At 49.7% G+C, this 17,765-nt stretch carries 16 protein-coding genes; 3 read left to right on the top strand and 13 right to left on the bottom strand.

Annotated features, from left to right (window positions below; genetic code table 11):
- Positions 1–279: 279 nt before the first annotated feature.
- From gltX to KDK13_RS10465, 3 genes are all read right to left on the bottom strand, one after another.
- Positions 280–1,758, bottom strand: coding sequence for a glutamate--tRNA ligase (gltX, locus tag KDK13_RS10475; RefSeq protein WP_257284925.1), 1,479 nt, complete (start codon positions 1,756–1,758; stop codon positions 280–282).
- Positions 1,759–1,886: 128 nt separating this feature from the next.
- A complete protein-coding gene (locus KDK13_RS10470) occupies positions 1,887–3,158 on the bottom strand; it encodes a sodium:proton antiporter (protein ID WP_257284924.1) in 1,272 nt (423 codons plus the stop codon).
- A 115-nt stretch (positions 3,159–3,273) separates the two neighbouring features.
- The gene (locus tag KDK13_RS10465; protein ID WP_257284923.1) at positions 3,274–4,263 is read right to left on the bottom strand and encodes a TDT family transporter; all 990 of its coding nucleotides are present in this window, start codon (positions 4,261–4,263) and stop codon (positions 3,274–3,276) included.
- A gap of 142 nt (positions 4,264–4,405) precedes the next feature.
- On the opposite strand from KDK13_RS10465, the gene KDK13_RS10460 reads away from it, so the two are divergent.
- The 3 genes from KDK13_RS10460 (at position 4,406) to KDK13_RS10450 (ending at position 6,994) form a co-directional block, all read left to right on the top strand.
- Positions 4,406–5,299 (top strand): LysR substrate-binding domain-containing protein, encoded by an 894-nt coding sequence (locus KDK13_RS10460; RefSeq protein ID WP_257284922.1) that lies wholly within the window; start codon positions 4,406–4,408, stop codon positions 5,297–5,299.
- Positions 5,300–5,585: 286 nt separating this feature from the next.
- Positions 5,586–6,371 (top strand): hypothetical protein, encoded by a 786-nt coding sequence (locus tag KDK13_RS10455; protein WP_257284921.1) that lies wholly within the window; start codon positions 5,586–5,588, stop codon positions 6,369–6,371.
- Between the two features lie 245 nt (positions 6,372–6,616).
- On the top strand, positions 6,617–6,994 hold the full coding sequence (locus KDK13_RS10450) for a RidA family protein (RefSeq protein WP_257284920.1): 378 nt from the start codon (positions 6,617–6,619) through the stop codon (positions 6,992–6,994).
- 86 nt (positions 6,995–7,080) lie between these two features.
- Here KDK13_RS10450 and KDK13_RS10445 read toward each other — a convergent pair whose 3' ends face one another.
- From KDK13_RS10445 to KDK13_RS10400, 10 genes are all read right to left on the bottom strand, one after another.
- Positions 7,081–7,629 carry a DUF2058 domain-containing protein gene (locus tag KDK13_RS10445; protein WP_257284919.1) on the bottom strand — a complete coding sequence of 183 codons (549 nt, stop codon included), beginning with the start codon at positions 7,627–7,629 and terminating at the stop codon, positions 7,081–7,083.
- Between the two features lie 180 nt (positions 7,630–7,809).
- Positions 7,810–8,595: a cytochrome c1 gene (locus KDK13_RS10440; protein ID WP_257284918.1), complete on the bottom strand. Its 786-nt coding sequence runs from the start codon at positions 8,593–8,595 to the stop codon at positions 7,810–7,812.
- A complete protein-coding gene (locus tag KDK13_RS10435) occupies positions 8,595–9,830 on the bottom strand; it encodes a cytochrome b N-terminal domain-containing protein (RefSeq protein WP_257284917.1) in 1,236 nt (411 codons plus the stop codon). Before KDK13_RS10435 ends, KDK13_RS10440 begins: the two co-directional genes overlap by 1 nt.
- Entirely contained in the window at positions 9,830–10,423 is a 594-nt protein-coding gene (gene petA, locus KDK13_RS10430; protein WP_257284916.1) for a ubiquinol-cytochrome c reductase iron-sulfur subunit, read from the bottom strand. The genes KDK13_RS10435 and petA overlap by 1 nt, the downstream gene beginning before the upstream one ends.
- A gap of 406 nt (positions 10,424–10,829) precedes the next feature.
- A complete protein-coding gene (gene rpsI, locus KDK13_RS10425) occupies positions 10,830–11,222 on the bottom strand; it encodes a 30S ribosomal protein S9 (protein ID WP_101745147.1) in 393 nt (130 codons plus the stop codon).
- A 12-nt stretch (positions 11,223–11,234) separates the two neighbouring features.
- Positions 11,235–11,663 carry a 50S ribosomal protein L13 gene (gene rplM, locus KDK13_RS10420; protein ID WP_101745146.1) on the bottom strand — a complete coding sequence of 143 codons (429 nt, stop codon included), beginning with the start codon at positions 11,661–11,663 and terminating at the stop codon, positions 11,235–11,237.
- Positions 11,664–11,839: 176 nt separating this feature from the next.
- Positions 11,840–12,928, bottom strand: a complete 1,089-nt coding sequence (locus tag KDK13_RS10415; RefSeq protein WP_257284915.1) for a hypothetical protein — start codon at positions 12,926–12,928, stop codon at positions 11,840–11,842.
- 104 nt (positions 12,929–13,032) lie between these two features.
- Positions 13,033–14,883 (bottom strand): NEL-type E3 ubiquitin ligase domain-containing protein, encoded by a 1,851-nt coding sequence (locus KDK13_RS10410; RefSeq protein WP_257284914.1) that lies wholly within the window; start codon positions 14,881–14,883, stop codon positions 13,033–13,035.
- Between the two features lie 36 nt (positions 14,884–14,919).
- Positions 14,920–15,171, bottom strand: coding sequence for a hypothetical protein (locus KDK13_RS10405; RefSeq protein ID WP_257284913.1), 252 nt, complete (start codon positions 15,169–15,171; stop codon positions 14,920–14,922).
- A 359-nt stretch (positions 15,172–15,530) separates the two neighbouring features.
- A partial coding sequence (locus tag KDK13_RS10400; RefSeq protein WP_257284912.1) for a hypothetical protein occupies positions 15,531–17,765 on the bottom strand: 2,235 nt, incomplete at its 5' end.

Below are 17,765 nucleotides of genomic sequence, written 5' to 3'. Positions count from 1 at the left end.
ACCGCTGACCTCAACACTGCCAGTGTTGCGCTCTCCCAGCTGAGCTATAGCCCCAAAACCTTCGCAGCAACAATACTTAAAGTATTCAGCAACTGCTTTTGCTTTAGCACCTTTCGAAGAACTCTTTGTTCAGTCCCCGAAACGCAGGGCGAATGATATGGATGCCCCCCCATCCTGTCAAGCGTCGCTTATAAAAATTATGCACGGATAATAGCGAAGTTATATATAAAACAATAAAAAGGCCGGTATACAGCCGACCTTAGAGCAAATAAAGCAGGGTTAAAGCGCTGCAAATTCTTTTTCCAGACGCTTCGCTTCTTTTTTGGAAACGCCACCCAACACTTCAACAGCATGGCGAAGGCGCGCACGGGTCATATCCGGACCGAGAATTTCCATAGACTCCATGACCGACCAGGAATTTGGCGTACCAGCAATAGCAACAAAAATTGGATGATTAAAATCACCCAGCTTAATATCCATGGCCTTGGAGAGCCCTTTAATTTCCGAGAAAATCTGCTCACGTTGCCACTGCCGCAGCTGTTCCAGCTTCCAGAGAGTGAACTGCAGCACCTTCTTGACATCACCCGCTTCCAGCTTTTTATGGGCAAAGTCTTCAGGCGACAGATTCAGCATACCGGAGAACATAAAGGCAGCAATGGGGGCAAAATCGCTCAGACGCTCAACACGCTCTTTGGCCATTGGCAGAAACTTCATCAGGTAGTCACGGTTTAGCAACCAGTGATGCAGACGATCAGCAAACTGCTCTGTGGTCAGGTTTTCGCGGATCCAGCTGGCATTCAACCAGGACAGTTTTTCCTGGTCAAAAATTGGGCCACCCAGAGAAACCCTCTTGATATCGAAATCCGCCAGCATTTCTTCCAGGCTGAACTTCTCCCGCTCGTCTGGCATGGACCAGCCCATACGACCAAGGTAGTTCAACAGCGCCTCTGGCAAATACCCCATATCACGATAGTAAGTAATACAGGTTGGGTTCTTCCGCTTGGACAACTTGCTTTTATCTGGATTTCTCAGCAACGGCATGTGACAAAGTACAGGCATCTGCCAGCCAAAGTATTGATACAACAGCTGATGCTTGGGCGCAGAGTTAATCCACTCCTCACCACGAATAACATGAGTGATTTCCATCAGGTGGTCATCAACGACATTGGCCAGGTGATAGGTTGGCATACCATCGGCTTTCACCAGCACCTGCATATCCACCTGGGACCAGTCAATCTCGATGGTGCCACGCAGCATATCATCCACTTTACAGACGCCACTCCCAGGCACCTTCATTCGAACAACGTGAGGCTCACCCGCATTCAGCCGGGCCTGAACGTCGTCTTCAGAAAGATGCAGGCAGTGGCCATCGTAACCGGGCGTCTGCTTGTTGGCCGTTTGCTCTGCACGCAGGGCATCCAGGCGCTCTGATGAACAGAAGCAACGAAAAGCATGTCCTTTATTCAACAGTATCTGAGCATGCTCAGCGTAAATTTCCCGACGCTCACTCTGCCGATAAGGGCCGTGGGGACCACCAACATCAGGACCCTCATCCCAATTCAATCCAAGCCAGCGCAGGGAATCAAGAATCTGCTGCTCAGACTCAGGCGTACTTCTGGTTTGATCAGTGTCTTCTATACGGAGCAGAAACTGGCCGCCCTGACTCTTGGCAAACGCCAGATTAAACAGGGCAATATAAGCAGTACCGACATGGGGATCGCCGGTAGGGGAAGGTGCAATACGGGTGCGTACAGTCATGGAATTGCTTTCTCAATAAAGCCCAAACCTCAATGGGAGCGGGCTGACAGAATGCTAAAACAGGTATTATAAGACTGAGACTCGACAGCACCCAACTATTGATTTAATTCTGATTTAATTCAGAGCCTTCATGCTTCCCTTTTTATTCCCAGGCGGGACATCAACCAGCCAATCGTAGTGCCCTGAATCAGCAATGAGAAAAGAATTACGGCAAGCGTCATCTCAATGATTATTCGCTTTTCAGGCATGGCGTCCGGGATCGATAGCATCAGGGCAACGGGCACAACCCCTCTCAGCCCTCCCCAGAACATCACTTTCATTGAGTTACCGTCCACTTTGCCACTCCCCGGCATTAAATTGCTGACTGGCAGCAACAGGTATACCACCAGGAAACGGGCCAGGAGAACAGCCACAATGGCAATAATCAACGTGGGGTAGAACATACTGAGCTGCTCTATATTCCGCAACAGGAAGTCCTCACTTAACCCCAGCAGCAGGAAAACAAAGCTATTGGCGACAAATGCCATAAACTCCCAGTAAGGATCAAGGTGACGCAATGTCATAAAGTCTGCCATAGCCCGACGGCCATAGCTGCGGGTGACAATCCCGGCAGCGATAACTGACATGACACCAGACATTTCAAATACATGGTCAGCAATAATAAAGCTGGCAAAAGCAAGAATAGTGGTCAGCGCAATATGCACATAAGGCATACCCCGGGATAACCTGAGCAGCACCAGCATTCCTGCTCCCATGGCCGTACCGACAAAAATACCACCAAAGAAAACCTTGAAGAACTCGATAAAGGCAGCAAAAGCTTTGCTGCCAGACAACCCAGCCCCCGATTGAATAATCGAAAGCACAATGCCAAACATAACAATTGCGGTTGCATCATTAAATAAACTCTCTGCATCCATCAGCAGAGACATCCGCTCAGGTGCCTTAACCTCTTTAAAAAGCGCAATAACAGCGACGGGATCCGTTGCTGAAATCAGCGCACCAAACAGTAGCGCACCCGCCAGCGTCATAGTCGTCAACTCACCCAGAATCACACCCACGACCAGTGTAGACAGGACCACTCCCACAATTGCCAGAATCAACACCGGCACCAGCTCTTTGATAAGGGCTGAAAGCTTTATATGGATGGCCGCCTCAAAGACAAGCACAGGGAGAAAAACGTACATGATCAGGTCATGGGTCAGGGAAAGACGAAGAATAGGAGCCAGTATTTCACTATATTCAGCCGCTATCCCCAGAGCCATTCCGATCACAACCAGACCAATGGTATAGGGAAAACGCAACTTTTTAAGAAGGATTGCAGAAATAGCTGCCAATAAAAAAAGGCCACAGAAGACCAGCATGGGAATGGCGAGACCAGCACCAGAATGTGTTACCGACATTTCCTGTTCCGTTTATCGATAAATGCCGAATTGAAGAGGGATGTTCGGCATTACAGACCATGAGCTCAATTTACCCATGGCCGTATTGACCGGTCAGTCCATGTCTCGACATACATCAGGGATGGCGAGGTGAGAAGTAAAACCAGAGATAGCGGAGGGCAACATAAAATACGATCACCGTTGCCACCAAAAGTTCAAAACCGGCCAGATTGTTAATAACTTCACACACTTTTTGATATCCCTGCTGATGAAGTATATCTGCCAGCTTGAACAACGCTGTAGCCCCAATCACCATTGGAAATGTGAAAGCGGCATATCCTGGTGAGAACGGCAGGCGGAGTAAACGTACAAACGCAACATAGACCAGGCTGGTCATAAAAATAGCCAGTGGCAACAGGACTGCAACCAACAGGTAATTGGGCTGGTTCGTTATGGACAGGTAGCCCGCCAGGGAAAGGCTTGCCGGTGCCGCCATAATGGCAAACGTAGGCAGAGCGGCATCCGGTATCGTTTCTCTGAAGATCAGGCGATACAGCATCACTGGCAGTTTTATGAAGTAGCAGCACAGCCCAAAAATGAACAGCATAAAGACAAGTTTTTCATGCCCCATGCCCGCACTGGTCACTGCCGCCACAATAATGCCCACGGGTGGCACAAACCAACTTGGGACCATATGGTGCAACTGAAAGTCAATAAGCCTGTGAACCGTAAAACCGATAAACAAAAGGAGATGGGTAATAACAGCCAACAGCCAGAGACCTTTGGCAAAAACAGGCATCACCGACAACAGTGACTGCGCAATCACCATGCTTGCCATCGCACAGGTTGGCATCACACTGCTTGCTACCGGATGAGCCAGATCCTCCCGAAACAGGCCAGGATTACTCACAAATTTGAAAAAAATTGCCAAAACCAAGAGACTGGCCACCAGCGCCGAGGACAACTTAAACCACTCAGCATAACCTGGCAGCACCAGGGCCCACAGGGCACCAAGGCTGGCAATACCCAGTGCCAGACCTCCCAGCGGAGTCGGCACGTTCCTGAGACGGACACTCAAACCGGTTTTACGCATCTGCAAGCCAACTTCTAACTGACTAACGGCCACTTGTACTCATCTCCAGAAAATAGTTGTTATAAAGATATAACCCAACAGAAAATAAGAAAAATCAAACTTATGGATAGTCAGGTTAAGTTTTACTTATACTAAAAATCCCAACACGATCGCCATTACCCCGGGTAACAGGCCAATGCACATAACATTAAGACAACTGCAGGTATTCAGAGCCATCGCTACGCTCGGTCAGGTTCAGTTGGCTGCTCGCCAGCTGTATCTATCCCAGCCGGCAACCAGCATGGCCTTGTCTGAACTCGAAAAGCATGTGGGCTGTCGACTGTTTGACCGTACTGGCAACCGGCTGGTTCTGAACACCGAGGGAAAGAAACTACTCCCCCTCGCCTGTGAGCTGCTGGACCGCAGCGAAGAAATATCACGGCTGTTCAATCATAGCGACTACCACAGCGGCAAAGTGACGATTGGCGCCAGCACCACTATTGGAAACTACCTTTTGCCGGAAGCGCTTGCCCGGTTTGAAAGGGCAAAGCCAGACATCACCGTAGCGCTGGATATCCACAACACCACAACCATCATGGAAAAACTGGCAGCACTGGAAATAGACCTTGCCTGTGTGGAAGGCCCCTGCCAACACCCCGACATTGAAACAATCCCCTGGAGAGAGGACCATCTGACCCTTTTTTGCAGCAGCGAACACCCTCTGGCCAACAGCAAAATGGTCACTATTGAAAGCCTTGAACACACAGAGTGGATATTACGGGAGTCTGGATCTGGCACTCGCATGCTTTTTGAACTTCATATTGGCCAGCATTTACGGCAAAGGCACCTGAAGATGGAGCTTAACCAAACCGAGGCCATCAAGAGCATGGTACGTTCCGGCATTGGTATTAGCTGCCTTTCTGAACTCTGCATTGCCAATGAGCTGGCACAGGGCAATCTGGTAGAACTTCCCTATGGTAAAGAACCCATGAGGAGGCAACTCTGGTTATTACTGAATAAAAAGAAATATCGGGGTGGTTTGGTCAACAGCCTTTTAGAAAGCCTGATGAATTTCAGACAGTCCTGTTAAAGCCCATATCTTTACTTACACCAATCGAACTTTCTGCCCCCCTATTGCGAAGTATGCCCCGTGATAGCCTCCCGGCAGTTCGATTAAAAAACTGTCCAAACTGTTAGCCAAAGATTGAAATGTCCAAAGGCTGTTCTACCTTTAGCATTCAAATTCAACAAAAATCAGCCTGCGCGACAAAAAATATGGAACTTTTCTGATGCAAATAGATGCAATAAAAGCAGTGATCTCCAGTGCTATTGTATTTTTTTTGTCAGGCTGTACTCACGTCGAGAGGTACGAAACCGTGGCCCCCACCCTCCAAGCCAGCCTGCTATCCAGCATAAACAGCCATCTTAAGAATTATCAACCAGGCTCCGGCTCAGCAGAAAATAACGAGGAAATTAAACAGGCGATATCTGGCTGCTTCCAAAAATTCTCAACCGTCAAAACATTTGATCTGTCCGACGATGACAAAACAGTACGCCCCATTGGAGTGGGTATGCAAACCATTGTCGAACAGGCAGTGCATGAATTACTGATGAATAGAACCATCAATGCTGTGGCTATCATCCATACGAAAACCCCTACAACACCTCTGGTTACTCCGGAGAACACAGCGCCCCATGAAGTCATGTCCACTCAGATGCAAGGTGACAGTGCACGGGAGAAGACCATTAGCGACAGAACGGTCACTGTCAGGAACCTGGCCAAATCAGACCCTGAAAGAATGTTACTGTACATAGCCTATCCAGAAGACGGTCTGGGTGTCCGCAGACCCGAACAACAGGAAATCTATAAAGCCGAACTGGCAAAGCCTGAGAATGGATGCCTGAGGGATCTCCCATTGTCACATAAGGAAATACCCAAAAATTTAGTGGGTGCGTCCTACATCATGACCGATGCCGATGCCGATGATGCCAGCCAACCGCTCTATTTTGGCCTCAGGGCAGTTCAGGCCATTGATGCTGGCAGCCCAATGACCTGGACCTTCTGGCTGGGGGAACTCAACAGTGCAGAGGTTCAGCCTCATTACCTGGAGGTGAAGTCTTACCTGGAAAAGGGTACAGCGACCAACTTGCAATTACCTTAATCCCAAACAAAATTTTCATTGGTTTTCGGATGGAACCACGGAGGACACAAATGCTCATGGCGCGTGAAAATATTTTGCGCCACCTTCAGGGATGAAAAATGGTTACGCAAAATATTTTTCACGGCAAAGAAGAGATTTAGGTATTTGTACCAAAATAAGCCTTTTAATTGACTTTGCCCCGATGACAAAAACACGCCACCTCACTAAAATTTCGCCCATTCCCCAAACAAAGTGACTCAACCATCATGGAAAAAGTGATCGAAACTCCTGACGCTCCTCCAGCTATCGGCCCATACTCTCAGGGTATGCGCTTTGGTAACCTGGTATTCACATCAGGCCAACTGCCAATTGATCCGGAAACCGGAGAAGTTTCTGAAGACACCAAACAACAGGCTCATCAATGCCTGAAAAACCTGAAAGCTGTGTTGGAAGCGGCCGGCAGCAGTATGAACCGGGTGAAAAAAGTCACCGTATTTGTTCGCGATATGGATGAGTTCAGCAATATTAACGAAGTCTACAAACAATACTTCAAAGTTCCCTTCCCTGCCCGCAGTCTGGTTGAAGTTGCCCGCCTGCCAAAAGATGTGAAAGTAGAGATTGAAGCTTTGGCAACGGTTGACTGATCTGTCAGGCAAAGCAGTCCACAATGGTTCTCCTGCATTAAGTAACATCACGAGAACACATTATTGAACGGGGGGGTTCGCCCCCGTTACCACATCAGGTCATCAGGAATCTGATAATCCGCGTACCAATCCTCTTCTTCCTCGGTCAGGTCGCCAGACTTATCATTCTGAATGACAATCGCTTCGGGCTTACGCTCGGCAATCTTACTCGCCACCGGAGCAGGAATGACCAGAAAATCGTCGCCCAGTACGGCCAGGGCCAGCAACCCCCTTTCCAACCTGGTCAACTGTTCATCCGTAACATAAATTTTCTTGATTTTGTTTTCATACACAAACTTATACTCTGCCTCACCCCGGTCACGGGACAACACATTGGTCTCAATCAGCTGACGAACCTGTGCGTCTAACGCCTTGCGCTGACGTTCATCCTCCAGCTGTCGATTCAGCGCACGGTCTTTCTCAGCCTGGGCCTGCCTTTCTTTCTCCAGTTCAATACGGCGCTTTTCCTGATCGGTCATATCACCAGAGCGAGCAGCCTGCTGTTTCTTTTTCTTATTACTGGTCTTGGCCTGTAATGCCTGTTGTTTTGTCGCAAGGCCAGCTTTCATCAGCTGGTCACGAAGTGATTTACTCATCGTCTTAAATACCAGAGGGAATACGAAAAACTGGAATCTTAGCAATCCCTTTTACTGACAGCCAGAGATGAAACCAGCCATTGGCTACTTTTTACTAATCACAAAAAGCACCAGGCCCACAACGAAGAACCTTCCTTTGTGGGCCTGGTGATTCAGACAGTCGATCCCGGCGACTATTTATTAATGCACATCCTTCCAGAATTCGCGTTTAAGCAGGTAGGCAAACACAAAGAACAGAGCCAGGAACAGGTATACATAAATACCCAGTAGCTTACGTTGTTCTTGCATTGGCTCCGCAGAGTAAGCCAGGAAGTTGGTCAAATCGTAGGCCATTTGATCGTATTGGGCGGGCGTCATACTCCCCTTACGCTGCGGATCAACCGACAGACCACAGATCTTGTCTCCACTCAGCGGGTCACGGGCCGCTGGATCTGCATCACCACAATTGTCGATCTGAACTCCCTGAAGCTCCAGAAGCACATGGGGCATACCAACATCCGGGAAGACCTTGTTATTGACCCCATAAGGACGACTTGGGTCTTCATAGAAGGTTCTGAGATAGGTATATAGCCAGTCAGGCCCTCCTCTGACACGGGACACCAGCGTCAGGTCCGGAGGTGCAGCACCAAACCAGACCTTGGCTTCGTCCGGGTCCATGCTGTTGTGCATCAGGTCACCGATCTTGGCGGACTTGTCGAACACCAGGTGTTCCATCATCAGGTCATGAGGAATACCCAGGTCATCCGCCACCCGCTCATAGCGCTGATACTGGGTTGCATGACAACCTGCGCAATAGTTCTGGAAATACTTCGCGCCCCGCTGCAGCGACGCTTTATCAGAAGAGTCGACATTGGCCTCATCAAGAGGGTATCCCCCACCAGCAGCTGTCGCCAACGATGAAAACAGCACCGAAACCAGAAACAGCATCGCAGGCGCCATCTTATTGGTCCGTATTATTCTTTTCATTAGCCGGTCACCCTCTCCGGTACAGGTTTGGTCTTCTCCCACCGAGTGTAGAAAGGCATCAACAGGAAGAACGCAAAGTAAATCAGCGTACAAATCTGGGCGATAAGTGTATAGGTCTCAGTCGCCGGTTGCGTTCCAAGCCAGGTCAGCAGAATAAAGACAAAGGCAAAAACCACAATGCTGGTTCTGCTGATAACACCCTTGTAACGCCATGACCTGACCGGACTGCGATCCAGCCAGGGCAGAACAAAAAGAATGGCTATCGCGCCACCCATGGCGATAACACCACCGAGCTTGGAGTCGATTGGCCCGATATCAAAGGTAATCGCCCTGAGGATGGAGTAGAAGGCACCAAAATACCATACCGGTGCAATATGCTCTGGTGTCTTCAGGCCGTTTGCCGGTTCAAAGTTGGCATGCTCAAGAAAGAACCCGCCCATCTCCGGGAAGAAGAAAATAATGCCACAGAAAACAAACAGGAAGACCACAACACCGACAATATCCTTAACGGTGTAGTAGGGGTGAAATGCGATACCATCAAGGGGCACACCATCAGGCCCTTTATTTTTCTTGATATCTATACCGTCCGGATTGTTTGAGCCTACTTCATGCAGGGCCAGAATGTGCAGAACCACCAGACCAAGGATAACAATCGGCAGCGCAATGACATGCAGTGCAAAGAATCGGTTCAGGGTAATACCGGAAATCAGGAAGTCACCACGAATCCACTGCTGGAGATCCGGACCAATCACCGGAATAGCACCGAACAGGGAAATAATAACCTGGGCACCCCAGTAGGACATCTGCCCCCAGGGCAACAGGTAGCCCATAAAGGCCTCACCCATCAGTGCCAGGTAGATGGCCATACCAAAGATCCAGATCAACTCCCGTGGCGCTTTGTAGGACCCATAGAGAAGGCCACGAAACATATGGCAGTAAATAACCACAAAGAACATGGACGCGCCGGTAGAGTGCATGTAGCGGATCAACCAGCCATATTCCACATCCCGCATGATGTACTCAACAGAAGCAAAAGCGGCCTCAGCGCTGGGCACATAACTCATGGTCAGCCAGATGCCCGTCAGGAGCTGGTTAACCAGAACCAGCAGGGCCAGAGAACCAAAGAAATACCAGAAATTGAAGTTTTTGGGCGCATAATATTTACTGAGATGCTTCTCCCACGCCTGGGTGACGGGAAGTCGGGCATCAACCCAGGCCATTATTTTATTTCCCATCACGCATTCTCCTCATCTTTACCGATAATCAGAATATCATCGCCTTCAAAGGAGTAAGGTGGCACGACCAGATTGGTTGGGGCAGGAACTCCTTTATAAACACGACCGGCCAGATCGAACCGTGAACCATGGCAGGGACAGAAATACCCCCCCTTCCAATTGGCATCAAACTCCATGGGTTTGACTTCCGGCAGATATTTTGGAGAACACCCAAGGTGGGTACATAAACCGACCAGGACAAGAACATCTTCCGTCCGTGAGCGGTACAGATTGGTGGCATACTCAGGCTGCTCTGAGCTTGCTGATTCCGGGTCGCGCAAACGCCCATCCTGTGACGGCAATTCATTAAGCATGTCTTTGGTACGGCGCAGCACAAAGACTGGTTTACCCCGCCATTCATAGACAACCTGCTGACCAGGTTCCAGCTTATTGATATTGACTTTTACCGGAGCACCGGCTGCCTTTGCTTTTGCACTCGGGTTCCACGACTTCAGGAAAGGCGTAGCAACCCCAACAGCCCCGGCAGCCCCCACCACCGAAGTCGCTGCCACGAGAAAGCGGCGCCGGCCTTTGTTTACGCCGTTGTCACTCATTAACCTACTCTCCCCATCCGGGCTGAATGCCCAATGACTTCTTTTTGTTCATGGGTGTGATAACAGATTTACTTCTGAAACAGGGCTTTTGTTAACCCGCAAAGAACAAAGACTCAAAAGCTCTCTCGCAGAACCACCCGCACCTCAAATAACAACCTGACAGCTGCAATCAACCCCCAACAATAAATCTGTATCGCACTATACCTACCCGCATAAGCGCTAATGCGTAATAATACTGATTTTAACGCATAAAAAAAATGCCCGAAACAGGGCACAGGTTTTTTTAATAAAAGTTTCAGGCATAAAAAAACTTCCCGATACGCTCTCCCGAAAGAGGCACAAAGGGAAGTTTTCCAGTAATCCAGGCAACCAGCCGGACAAACCGGCAGGTTGTCTGAGCACAATATCAGCGCTTGGAGAACTGTGGACGCTTACGGGCTTTACGCAGACCCACTTTCTTACGCTCAACTTCACGAGCGTCACGGGTAACGTAGCCAGCTTTACGCAGAGGAGAGCGCAGAGTCTCATCGTACTGCATCAGCGCGCGGGTGATACCATGACGGATAGCACCAGCCTGACCAGAACCGCCGCCACCAGATACAGTGATCTTGATGTCGAACTTTTCAGTCAGCTCAGTCAGTTCCAGAGGCTGACGGACTACCATTCGAGCAGTTTCACGGCCGAAGTATTCGTCCAGGGAACGGCCATTGACAGTGATACTGCCAGAACCAGCTCTCAGGAAAACACGTGCGGTTGAGGACTTACGACGTCCAGTTCCGTAGTATTGAGTTACAGACATAACCACCCCTGATTAAATTTCCAGTTGCTGAGGCTGCTGAGCAGCATGTGGATGCTCGCTTCCGGCATAAACCTTCAGCTTGCTGTACATGGCACGACCCAGAGAATTCTTGGGCAGCATCCCCTTAACAGCCGTCTCGATTACCAGCTCAGGCTTGTGGTCGATCAGCTTGTCAAAGCTGATGGACTTCAGGCCGCCGATGTAACCGGTGTGGCGGTGGTACATCTTGTCAGTAGACTTACGTCCGGTAACACGTACTTTCTCGGCGTTTACTACAACGATGTAGTCGCCAGTGTCCACATGGGGAGTGTACTCTGGCTTATGCTTGCCGCGCAGACGCAGAGCGATTTCTGTTGCCAGACGACCCAGCGTTTTGCCTTCGGCATCAACTACGAACCAGTCACGTTTTACGGTTTCTGGTTTAGCACTAAAAGTTTTCATTAAATTCGCCTCTATGATACCGCTGACGCGATACCTGTTCCTACATGGCCGTTCCCTGCTGGACAAGAGCCAGGCTAATAGCCCCGGATCAGCAATACCGGCCTGTTCAAAACATTGGGCGCTCAATCGGGAAACGGGAGCGGTATTATACCGTTTGGCAGGAGGAAATAAAGCCCCTAATGAAAGACCTCCAAATCACCCTCAGAAGCCCTGAGGACTTTTAACAGGTGGCGACCCTGAAAGTCCGGATTAAACTGAAGACCATCCGGAAGCACCCTTCTGCCCAGAGTCTCAAGCTCTGAGGAAGCAGCACTGGTCCGTACTTCCACGGCCAGTAGAAGAGAACTCACCAGAAAGCCCACAATGCTTCTGCTCCATAAACTCACGCCAAAGCCACCGGCAAGGGCAGCGTAGGTGACAATCAGAGATGCTCTGTGGACAAATCCGTTTTTCTGATCCCCATGATACCCGGTCACCATTTTTATCGGTGGCTGCGTTCGGTCATTATCGGCAAAACTGAACCCAACACCTTCCGAGAGGCCATTTATACTGAAGGGTCCGCCAAGATCCAGAAAAAGCTCATTATCTTTGGGAAAATGATAATAGCGATAGCCATACAGACCTCCACGCCCCGCCCCGCTGATATAAAAGGACTTAAGGTCAATCCACTCCAGGCTTATTATGTAAGGATTCCTTTCAGGGGACAGCATCAAATCAAGGGCTGACTGATGAGTTGCAAGTATTAAAAAAATTAACAGGGGGTTCTTCTGCAAAGGGGCAGGCATTGTCCTTGAATCAATTCTTTTGACAAACCGCTTGATCTTGCTTTCCGTGGTAAACAACACTTTATAACCAGAAACCTCTGAAAAGGACTCGGTCAATATCTCCTCAAAGTCCACCAATAACGTCTGACCGGTCCTTTTAAGGTAAGACAGGTAATTGACGTAACCGAAAAACCGGTCCTCCACTTCCTTCATTTCATCAATTTCTTTCGCCTCTGATGGAACTGAAATCATTATTCGACAGGACTCGGCAACACCCTGCCGGCAACCCTCTGTGTATTTCAAACTCCCTTTAACACCGTATATATCCCTCAACTCCAGGGCATCAACATAATCTGGAGCCACAACCGCGTCAGAAAGGCCGTAATAACCGGCCATTGCCTTACCGGCAATAACCAGCGGGATGCAACCACACCAACACTGCCTCACTCCCCACATCAAAGCTCTTGAAAAAAACAGGAACATCGTCTCAATTTTCACCACAAGCCTCACCAACCTGTAAGAATGCGCCCAATCACATGAAATCCAATATCAGGAATTCAGCCCTCGATTATAGACACAAGCAACACTTTCCCCGTGGAACCATTTCATCGCTGAAATTTAGCCTTTTTCCGTGGCGGAGCCTCATCCTCCAGCCGATAGACAGCCGACCAGTCTAGCGGTGATTTAAAAAATGGGTCACGGCTGTTTTCCAGGAAGGCTCTGCGCAAGCTTTGGTAATCAAAATGATCATCGCCAAAGGCAACCATCTGCCCGGTTTTCTCCAGACAGAACGGGCAGTCTTTAATCCGGTCAACGGTCATGGGTTGCAGCTGTTCAAAGGGTGGAATGGCAAGGTTGCGCCGGTATTTCTGCCAGGGACCCCAGGTCTCGAGATAGCTATCCAGGGCTTGCTCCGTACAGGTTTGCCCTATAAGCTCAGCCGCGCTGGCAATGTCCTGATCCGATACATCGGCAACATAGCTGTAGTGCATTTCCCGGGTACTGCCGGGTAGGTCAAAGTACTCACGCAAACCAATCTGAAAAGCCAGCTCCACCTCAACCATAAACGACGCTGGCCTACCTGATGACCCGATATGTTCACTGGCAATTTTTTTTACTTCATCAAGAATCATCATCTGTCGACCCAGGGCCCTTAACTCCACCCTTAATTCTGCTCTTGATTCAATATTGTCGCCATTGTGCAGGGCCATGGTCTCTGCCAAATGGGACAGCTGCAGTGTTTCCAGGTCGTCCAGGGCCAGGATCACCCCATCTTCACAGCTGCTGATGGCCTGGTGTATCCGGGTCAGGGCGTTGTCACTGACCTCACCGTCACCATTCAGCAGCGAAAACATCTCCGAGACCCGAACTGCCAGTAAATATCGTGTCTCTGGGCCTTTATACTCCACTGTTTCCGTTAACCGTTCCAGAAACGTCACCAGGTCCTCAGCCTGGTCTGGCCGACACTCCAGTTTCGGCGCTGCCACAGCAGGCACGGCCCACCAGAAGCTAATGGCCTGATCGAGCGTCGCAAAGCTGGCAGGGCGTTTCCGGAAGTGGTCAACATGAAACAGTATGCCGGGTAAAGGTTTAGTCCTGAGGTTATCCATCAGCAATACGGGCAGTTGGGTATTCTTCAGATAAACATGGCGCCTTTTGTTCTCCCATGTTCTGCCCAACCCCGTGACCCAGTCAGGTAACTCCCCCAGACGGGTGCACCCCGTGAGGCAAAGGTCGCCGCCCAGCCTGACATCTTTGGGCAAGCACTTCAGTCTGTGGCATCCGTGGAGATTGATATAACCCCGGACGAACATTGTCTCGGGTAATTCATCCAGATTTTCACAGTAGGCAAGGTCGAGATACCGCTCCACCTCAAGTTTGCGTGGCAGGTACCTCAAGTTCTGGCACCCCCACAGGTCCAGGCAACCATACCGGGAATGATTTGCTGGCAGGCTTATCAGGCCAGGGCAATCTTTGATGTAGATCCGCCTCTTGACCTCAATGGTCCAGGGCAGCTCTGTCAGTTTATACAGTGAACTCAGGAAAAGTGAGCCAGCTACCGAAAGGAACGGAGGCAGGTCTGCCAGGTCGCGGCATCCTTGCAGATAAAGTGATCCAGTGATCGAGAGACGTTCGGGCAGCAACATTGAGCCGCTGAGTCCCTGAAGAAACACACAACCTTTGACACGGTAATGAATATCACTCTGCAAGGTGCCGGCCCTGATCGCCTGAATTAACCCAGCCTCGCTGATCTCTGCGACCTTGATGATTGAGCGTTCCGATATCACCTCAATTTTTACCGTTTCCCTGACCCACCGCCTATACGTCAAAAACTGCATGGGTCTGCCGATGCGACAGGGCTGGTCAACGCCGTAAATGCCTGCCTCCTCCTCTTCAGCTGAACGGGTAGGATCATGCCGCCGGGCAGGAGGAGCATTACGACTTATCGTGTCCATCAGTACGGTCTCCGTTTACCTGCAAGTAACGCGATATCAAGTCAGCACAGTTCGTGTCGTAGCAGCATAGACGATGTCAACCATTGTGAATAATGATGCAGGCATTGCACTCTCGTATGCACCTGTTTTCGTATGCACCTGTTTTGCATACATCCCGTAATGCTCTACCTCATTGGATAAACAGGCTCCCCGGGGGTCGGTGCACTCAGTAGAGCTTTGTTTATTGCAGAAGAAGGTCTCTTTCCAGCTTGCCTTGATGACTATCTTCCAGATAATCATATGCCCCATGCCCAAGCGTCTGCCGGACTTACCACTGACCTACTGCGAAAAAATCCGACAGGCTCGTGGGTGTTTAGTCACTCACCGATTTTGTTGGCGTTTCAGGCAGTAATTGATACTCTGCAAGCGCCTTGATGACATCTTCCCGATAACGAGGGGGTCCCCCACAGCAAGAACCTGACTGCATATGCAGTGGGCAGCGGCGCTCAACTGTCCATGTACCGCAATTTTGCGGCTTGGGAGGGGAGGATTTTTGTCCGTTACTATCTCTTTGGGTAGCATCAGCAGAACCATCTGTCACTTGGCTTGCGCAGCCGCCGCCGGGCATTTTGGCTGTTGTTGATTGCATAATGACCTCTCTTGACCAGTCACACCACAGGGTGTTCAGTAAATTGGACAAATTCCTCGTTGATAACTGTGTCAACCAGAGCCTGCCAATCATCCGGGTTAGCGGTTAACTTACCTTTCAGTGCTTCCAGGCACGCAGTTGCAATCTGGCCTGTCAATTCCTGTTTCAACAACGGGTCGCTGACTGTGTCAGCAAATACCCGGGGGAAATTGGCGTTAACCTGATTTTTGATGGCAGAGTAGGCATCCAGCATTTGGTCAACTTTACTGTCGTCAAACCGATGGCATTGCACCGGTGGCAGCAGATTGCTATCGCTGCCAGGCTCTATAGACGCTCTGTCGCTGGCACTGGATTTTGTTGGTAAAAGATCAGTGATCACCTGATTCAATCGCCATGACTCATCATCATTCTCTGCAAGCTGACGTTCACTTATGGTCAATGAGAGCTGTTGACGGGAGAAGGCTTCATCAAAGGCAGTGACCTTGCAGTCATAAAGCCAGGTAAATAACTGCCAGGTCCGTTGGCTTATGGCGAAGGCTGACCAGTCCGGTATTTCTTCATTGACATCGTTGCCCGATATGTTGCCGATATCCCGTAGCAGCTGCGCGATAAATTCAGAGGATTGATCCAATCCCAGCATATCCGGGGCACTAGCCAGTGACCTTATCATGCTGATCTGTTGATCTGGGGCAAGATTGATAAACTGATCCCGGGCATTATGGTAATTCCCCATGTTCAGGGACTGCACCATGGGATTAAGCCCTACCCCATCATTCACAGACAAGCGTTGATGTAATTTCCCCACTTGTTCCGTGAGCAGCTGGTCAAAATCATGCCTGAAATCCTTGTCACCGCCGTTTCCGCCCAGACCCAGCCAGCTGCTTAAAGTACTGTTTTCTGACCGCCTGTCTTGTAACTGCAGAACTTGATCAAGCACTTGTTTGCGCAAGGGATTGGATAGCTCCCGATTGTCCAGCTGATGTTGGGCCATGGCCCGCAGCATGCATCGGGCCAGTTCAATCGATGGTGAACCGGTTGTCGTTTTACCCGTAACACTGTCGTAAAAAACGGATGACCGCCCATCAGCTCCGGTAACAACCTTGCGCACCGTTCCGTCACTGCGAAAAATATTATCAGGGCTTTCATGCTCGACACCCAGCGCCGGGGAGGCTATAACTGCCTGCAAAAAGGCTTTGGTGGGCGAGGTTCGATTAACTCCGGCGGTTTGCACAATGGCAATATTCAAAAGGTCCTGGGGTTGCCAGTAAGGCGCAATGTCAGCCACCGTATCGTCAGCAAGCGATTGCACATAATCATTGAGTTCAGTATGCAGCTGACTGGCGACTCCCCTGGCACCTTCGAGCAATCTGATACCGGGGGATTGTGCCAGCGGGTCCCGGGACAGGCAGGCCTGATGGTTTAGTCCGCCATCGTGATCATGACCCACAGCACGTATCGGGCGATCGTTGAGTGCAGAGGCAACCATATTTGCCAGGATCAGGCTGTCGTTGGTGAGAGGTGATACCGGTTTGGACGACCTCGCATGCTCAGCTGGTTCAGCCCCAGGGTCGTTGACTTTATCCATCTTCCGGGGCAATTCGTTGAGGCTTGTTGGCTGGTTGGCTGTCGTCAGTCCTGCATATTGGGCTAAACCGGCAAGTTGGCTACCGATAGCAGACCATACGCCACGGTGCATGCTGGCACCGGAGGAGAGAGGGCTGTTGGGTTCGGACTGAACCATTAAGTGAGGGGCGGTATTATCGTCATCGTCGGCAATCTCATTGATGATGTCATTCTCATCGATTGGTTCATTGGTACTGCCCATATCATCAGTATCGCTCAGGTCACGCCGTTTTCTTGGCTGATTATCTATTAACCCGGTGAAATCGTAAGGTAACAAAGAACGATCTTGATACGCTTGCAGATCCCGATCTTTCAAACGAAAATGAAGATCAAAACCAATTTGTGAAAGTAATTCTGCACATACCTTGGCAATATTGGAAAACTCCTTAACAATTCGCTCTTGTACTACTTTTATCTTCGATTGTCTCGCCAGCGTCTGTTCTGTTTGATTGTTTGCCGTTATACATGACCATGCATATTCTTTTTCTTTTAAAGATTGAGATAACTTAAATGACCATTCTATAGTACTCAGCTCATCTTTCTTTATTTCAGATATCTTTTTAAACAAACGATTGCTATTGAACATTGAATTGTCACGATCTGATGTTTTTTCTTTCAACTTTTTCACTAG

This window comes from Endozoicomonas sp. SESOKO1 (genome assembly GCF_024606265.1).
In the GTDB taxonomy this organism is placed as follows: domain Bacteria; phylum Pseudomonadota; class Gammaproteobacteria; order Pseudomonadales; family Endozoicomonadaceae; genus Endozoicomonas.
This window is presented reverse-complemented; position numbering and strand designations above follow the sequence as displayed.

What these genes read in the sequence shown, in the direction of transcription:
- KDK13_RS10410 (WP_257284914.1), bottom strand. Translation starts at nt 14,883, where the DNA reads ATGGACACGATAAGTCGTAATGCTCCTCCTGCCCGGCGGCATGATCCT.
- KDK13_RS10405 (WP_257284913.1), bottom strand. Translation starts at nt 15,171, where the DNA reads ATGGGGCATATGATTATCTGGAAGATAGTCATCAAGGCAAGCTGGAAA.
- KDK13_RS10435 (WP_257284917.1), bottom strand. Translation starts at nt 9,830, where the DNA reads ATGGGAAATAAAATAATGGCCTGGGTTGATGCCCGACTTCCCGTCACC.
- rpsI (WP_101745147.1), bottom strand. Translation starts at nt 11,222, where the DNA reads ATGTCTGTAACTCAATACTACGGAACTGGACGTCGTAAGTCCTCAACC.
- petA (WP_257284916.1), bottom strand. Translation starts at nt 10,423, where the DNA reads ATGAGTGACAACGGCGTAAACAAAGGCCGGCGCCGCTTTCTCGTGGCA.
- KDK13_RS10445 (WP_257284919.1), bottom strand. Translation starts at nt 7,629, where the DNA reads ATGAGTAAATCACTTCGTGACCAGCTGATGAAAGCTGGCCTTGCGACA.
- KDK13_RS10460 (WP_257284922.1), top strand. Translation starts at nt 4,406, where the DNA reads ATGCACATAACATTAAGACAACTGCAGGTATTCAGAGCCATCGCTACG.
- KDK13_RS10450 (WP_257284920.1), top strand. Translation starts at nt 6,617, where the DNA reads ATGGAAAAAGTGATCGAAACTCCTGACGCTCCTCCAGCTATCGGCCCA.
- rplM (WP_101745146.1), bottom strand. Translation starts at nt 11,663, where the DNA reads ATGAAAACTTTTAGTGCTAAACCAGAAACCGTAAAACGTGACTGGTTC.
- KDK13_RS10470 (WP_257284924.1), bottom strand. Translation starts at nt 3,158, where the DNA reads ATGTCGGTAACACATTCTGGTGCTGGTCTCGCCATTCCCATGCTGGTC.
- gltX (WP_257284925.1), bottom strand. Translation starts at nt 1,758, where the DNA reads ATGACTGTACGCACCCGTATTGCACCTTCCCCTACCGGCGATCCCCAT.
- KDK13_RS10440 (WP_257284918.1), bottom strand. Translation starts at nt 8,595, where the DNA reads ATGAAAAGAATAATACGGACCAATAAGATGGCGCCTGCGATGCTGTTT.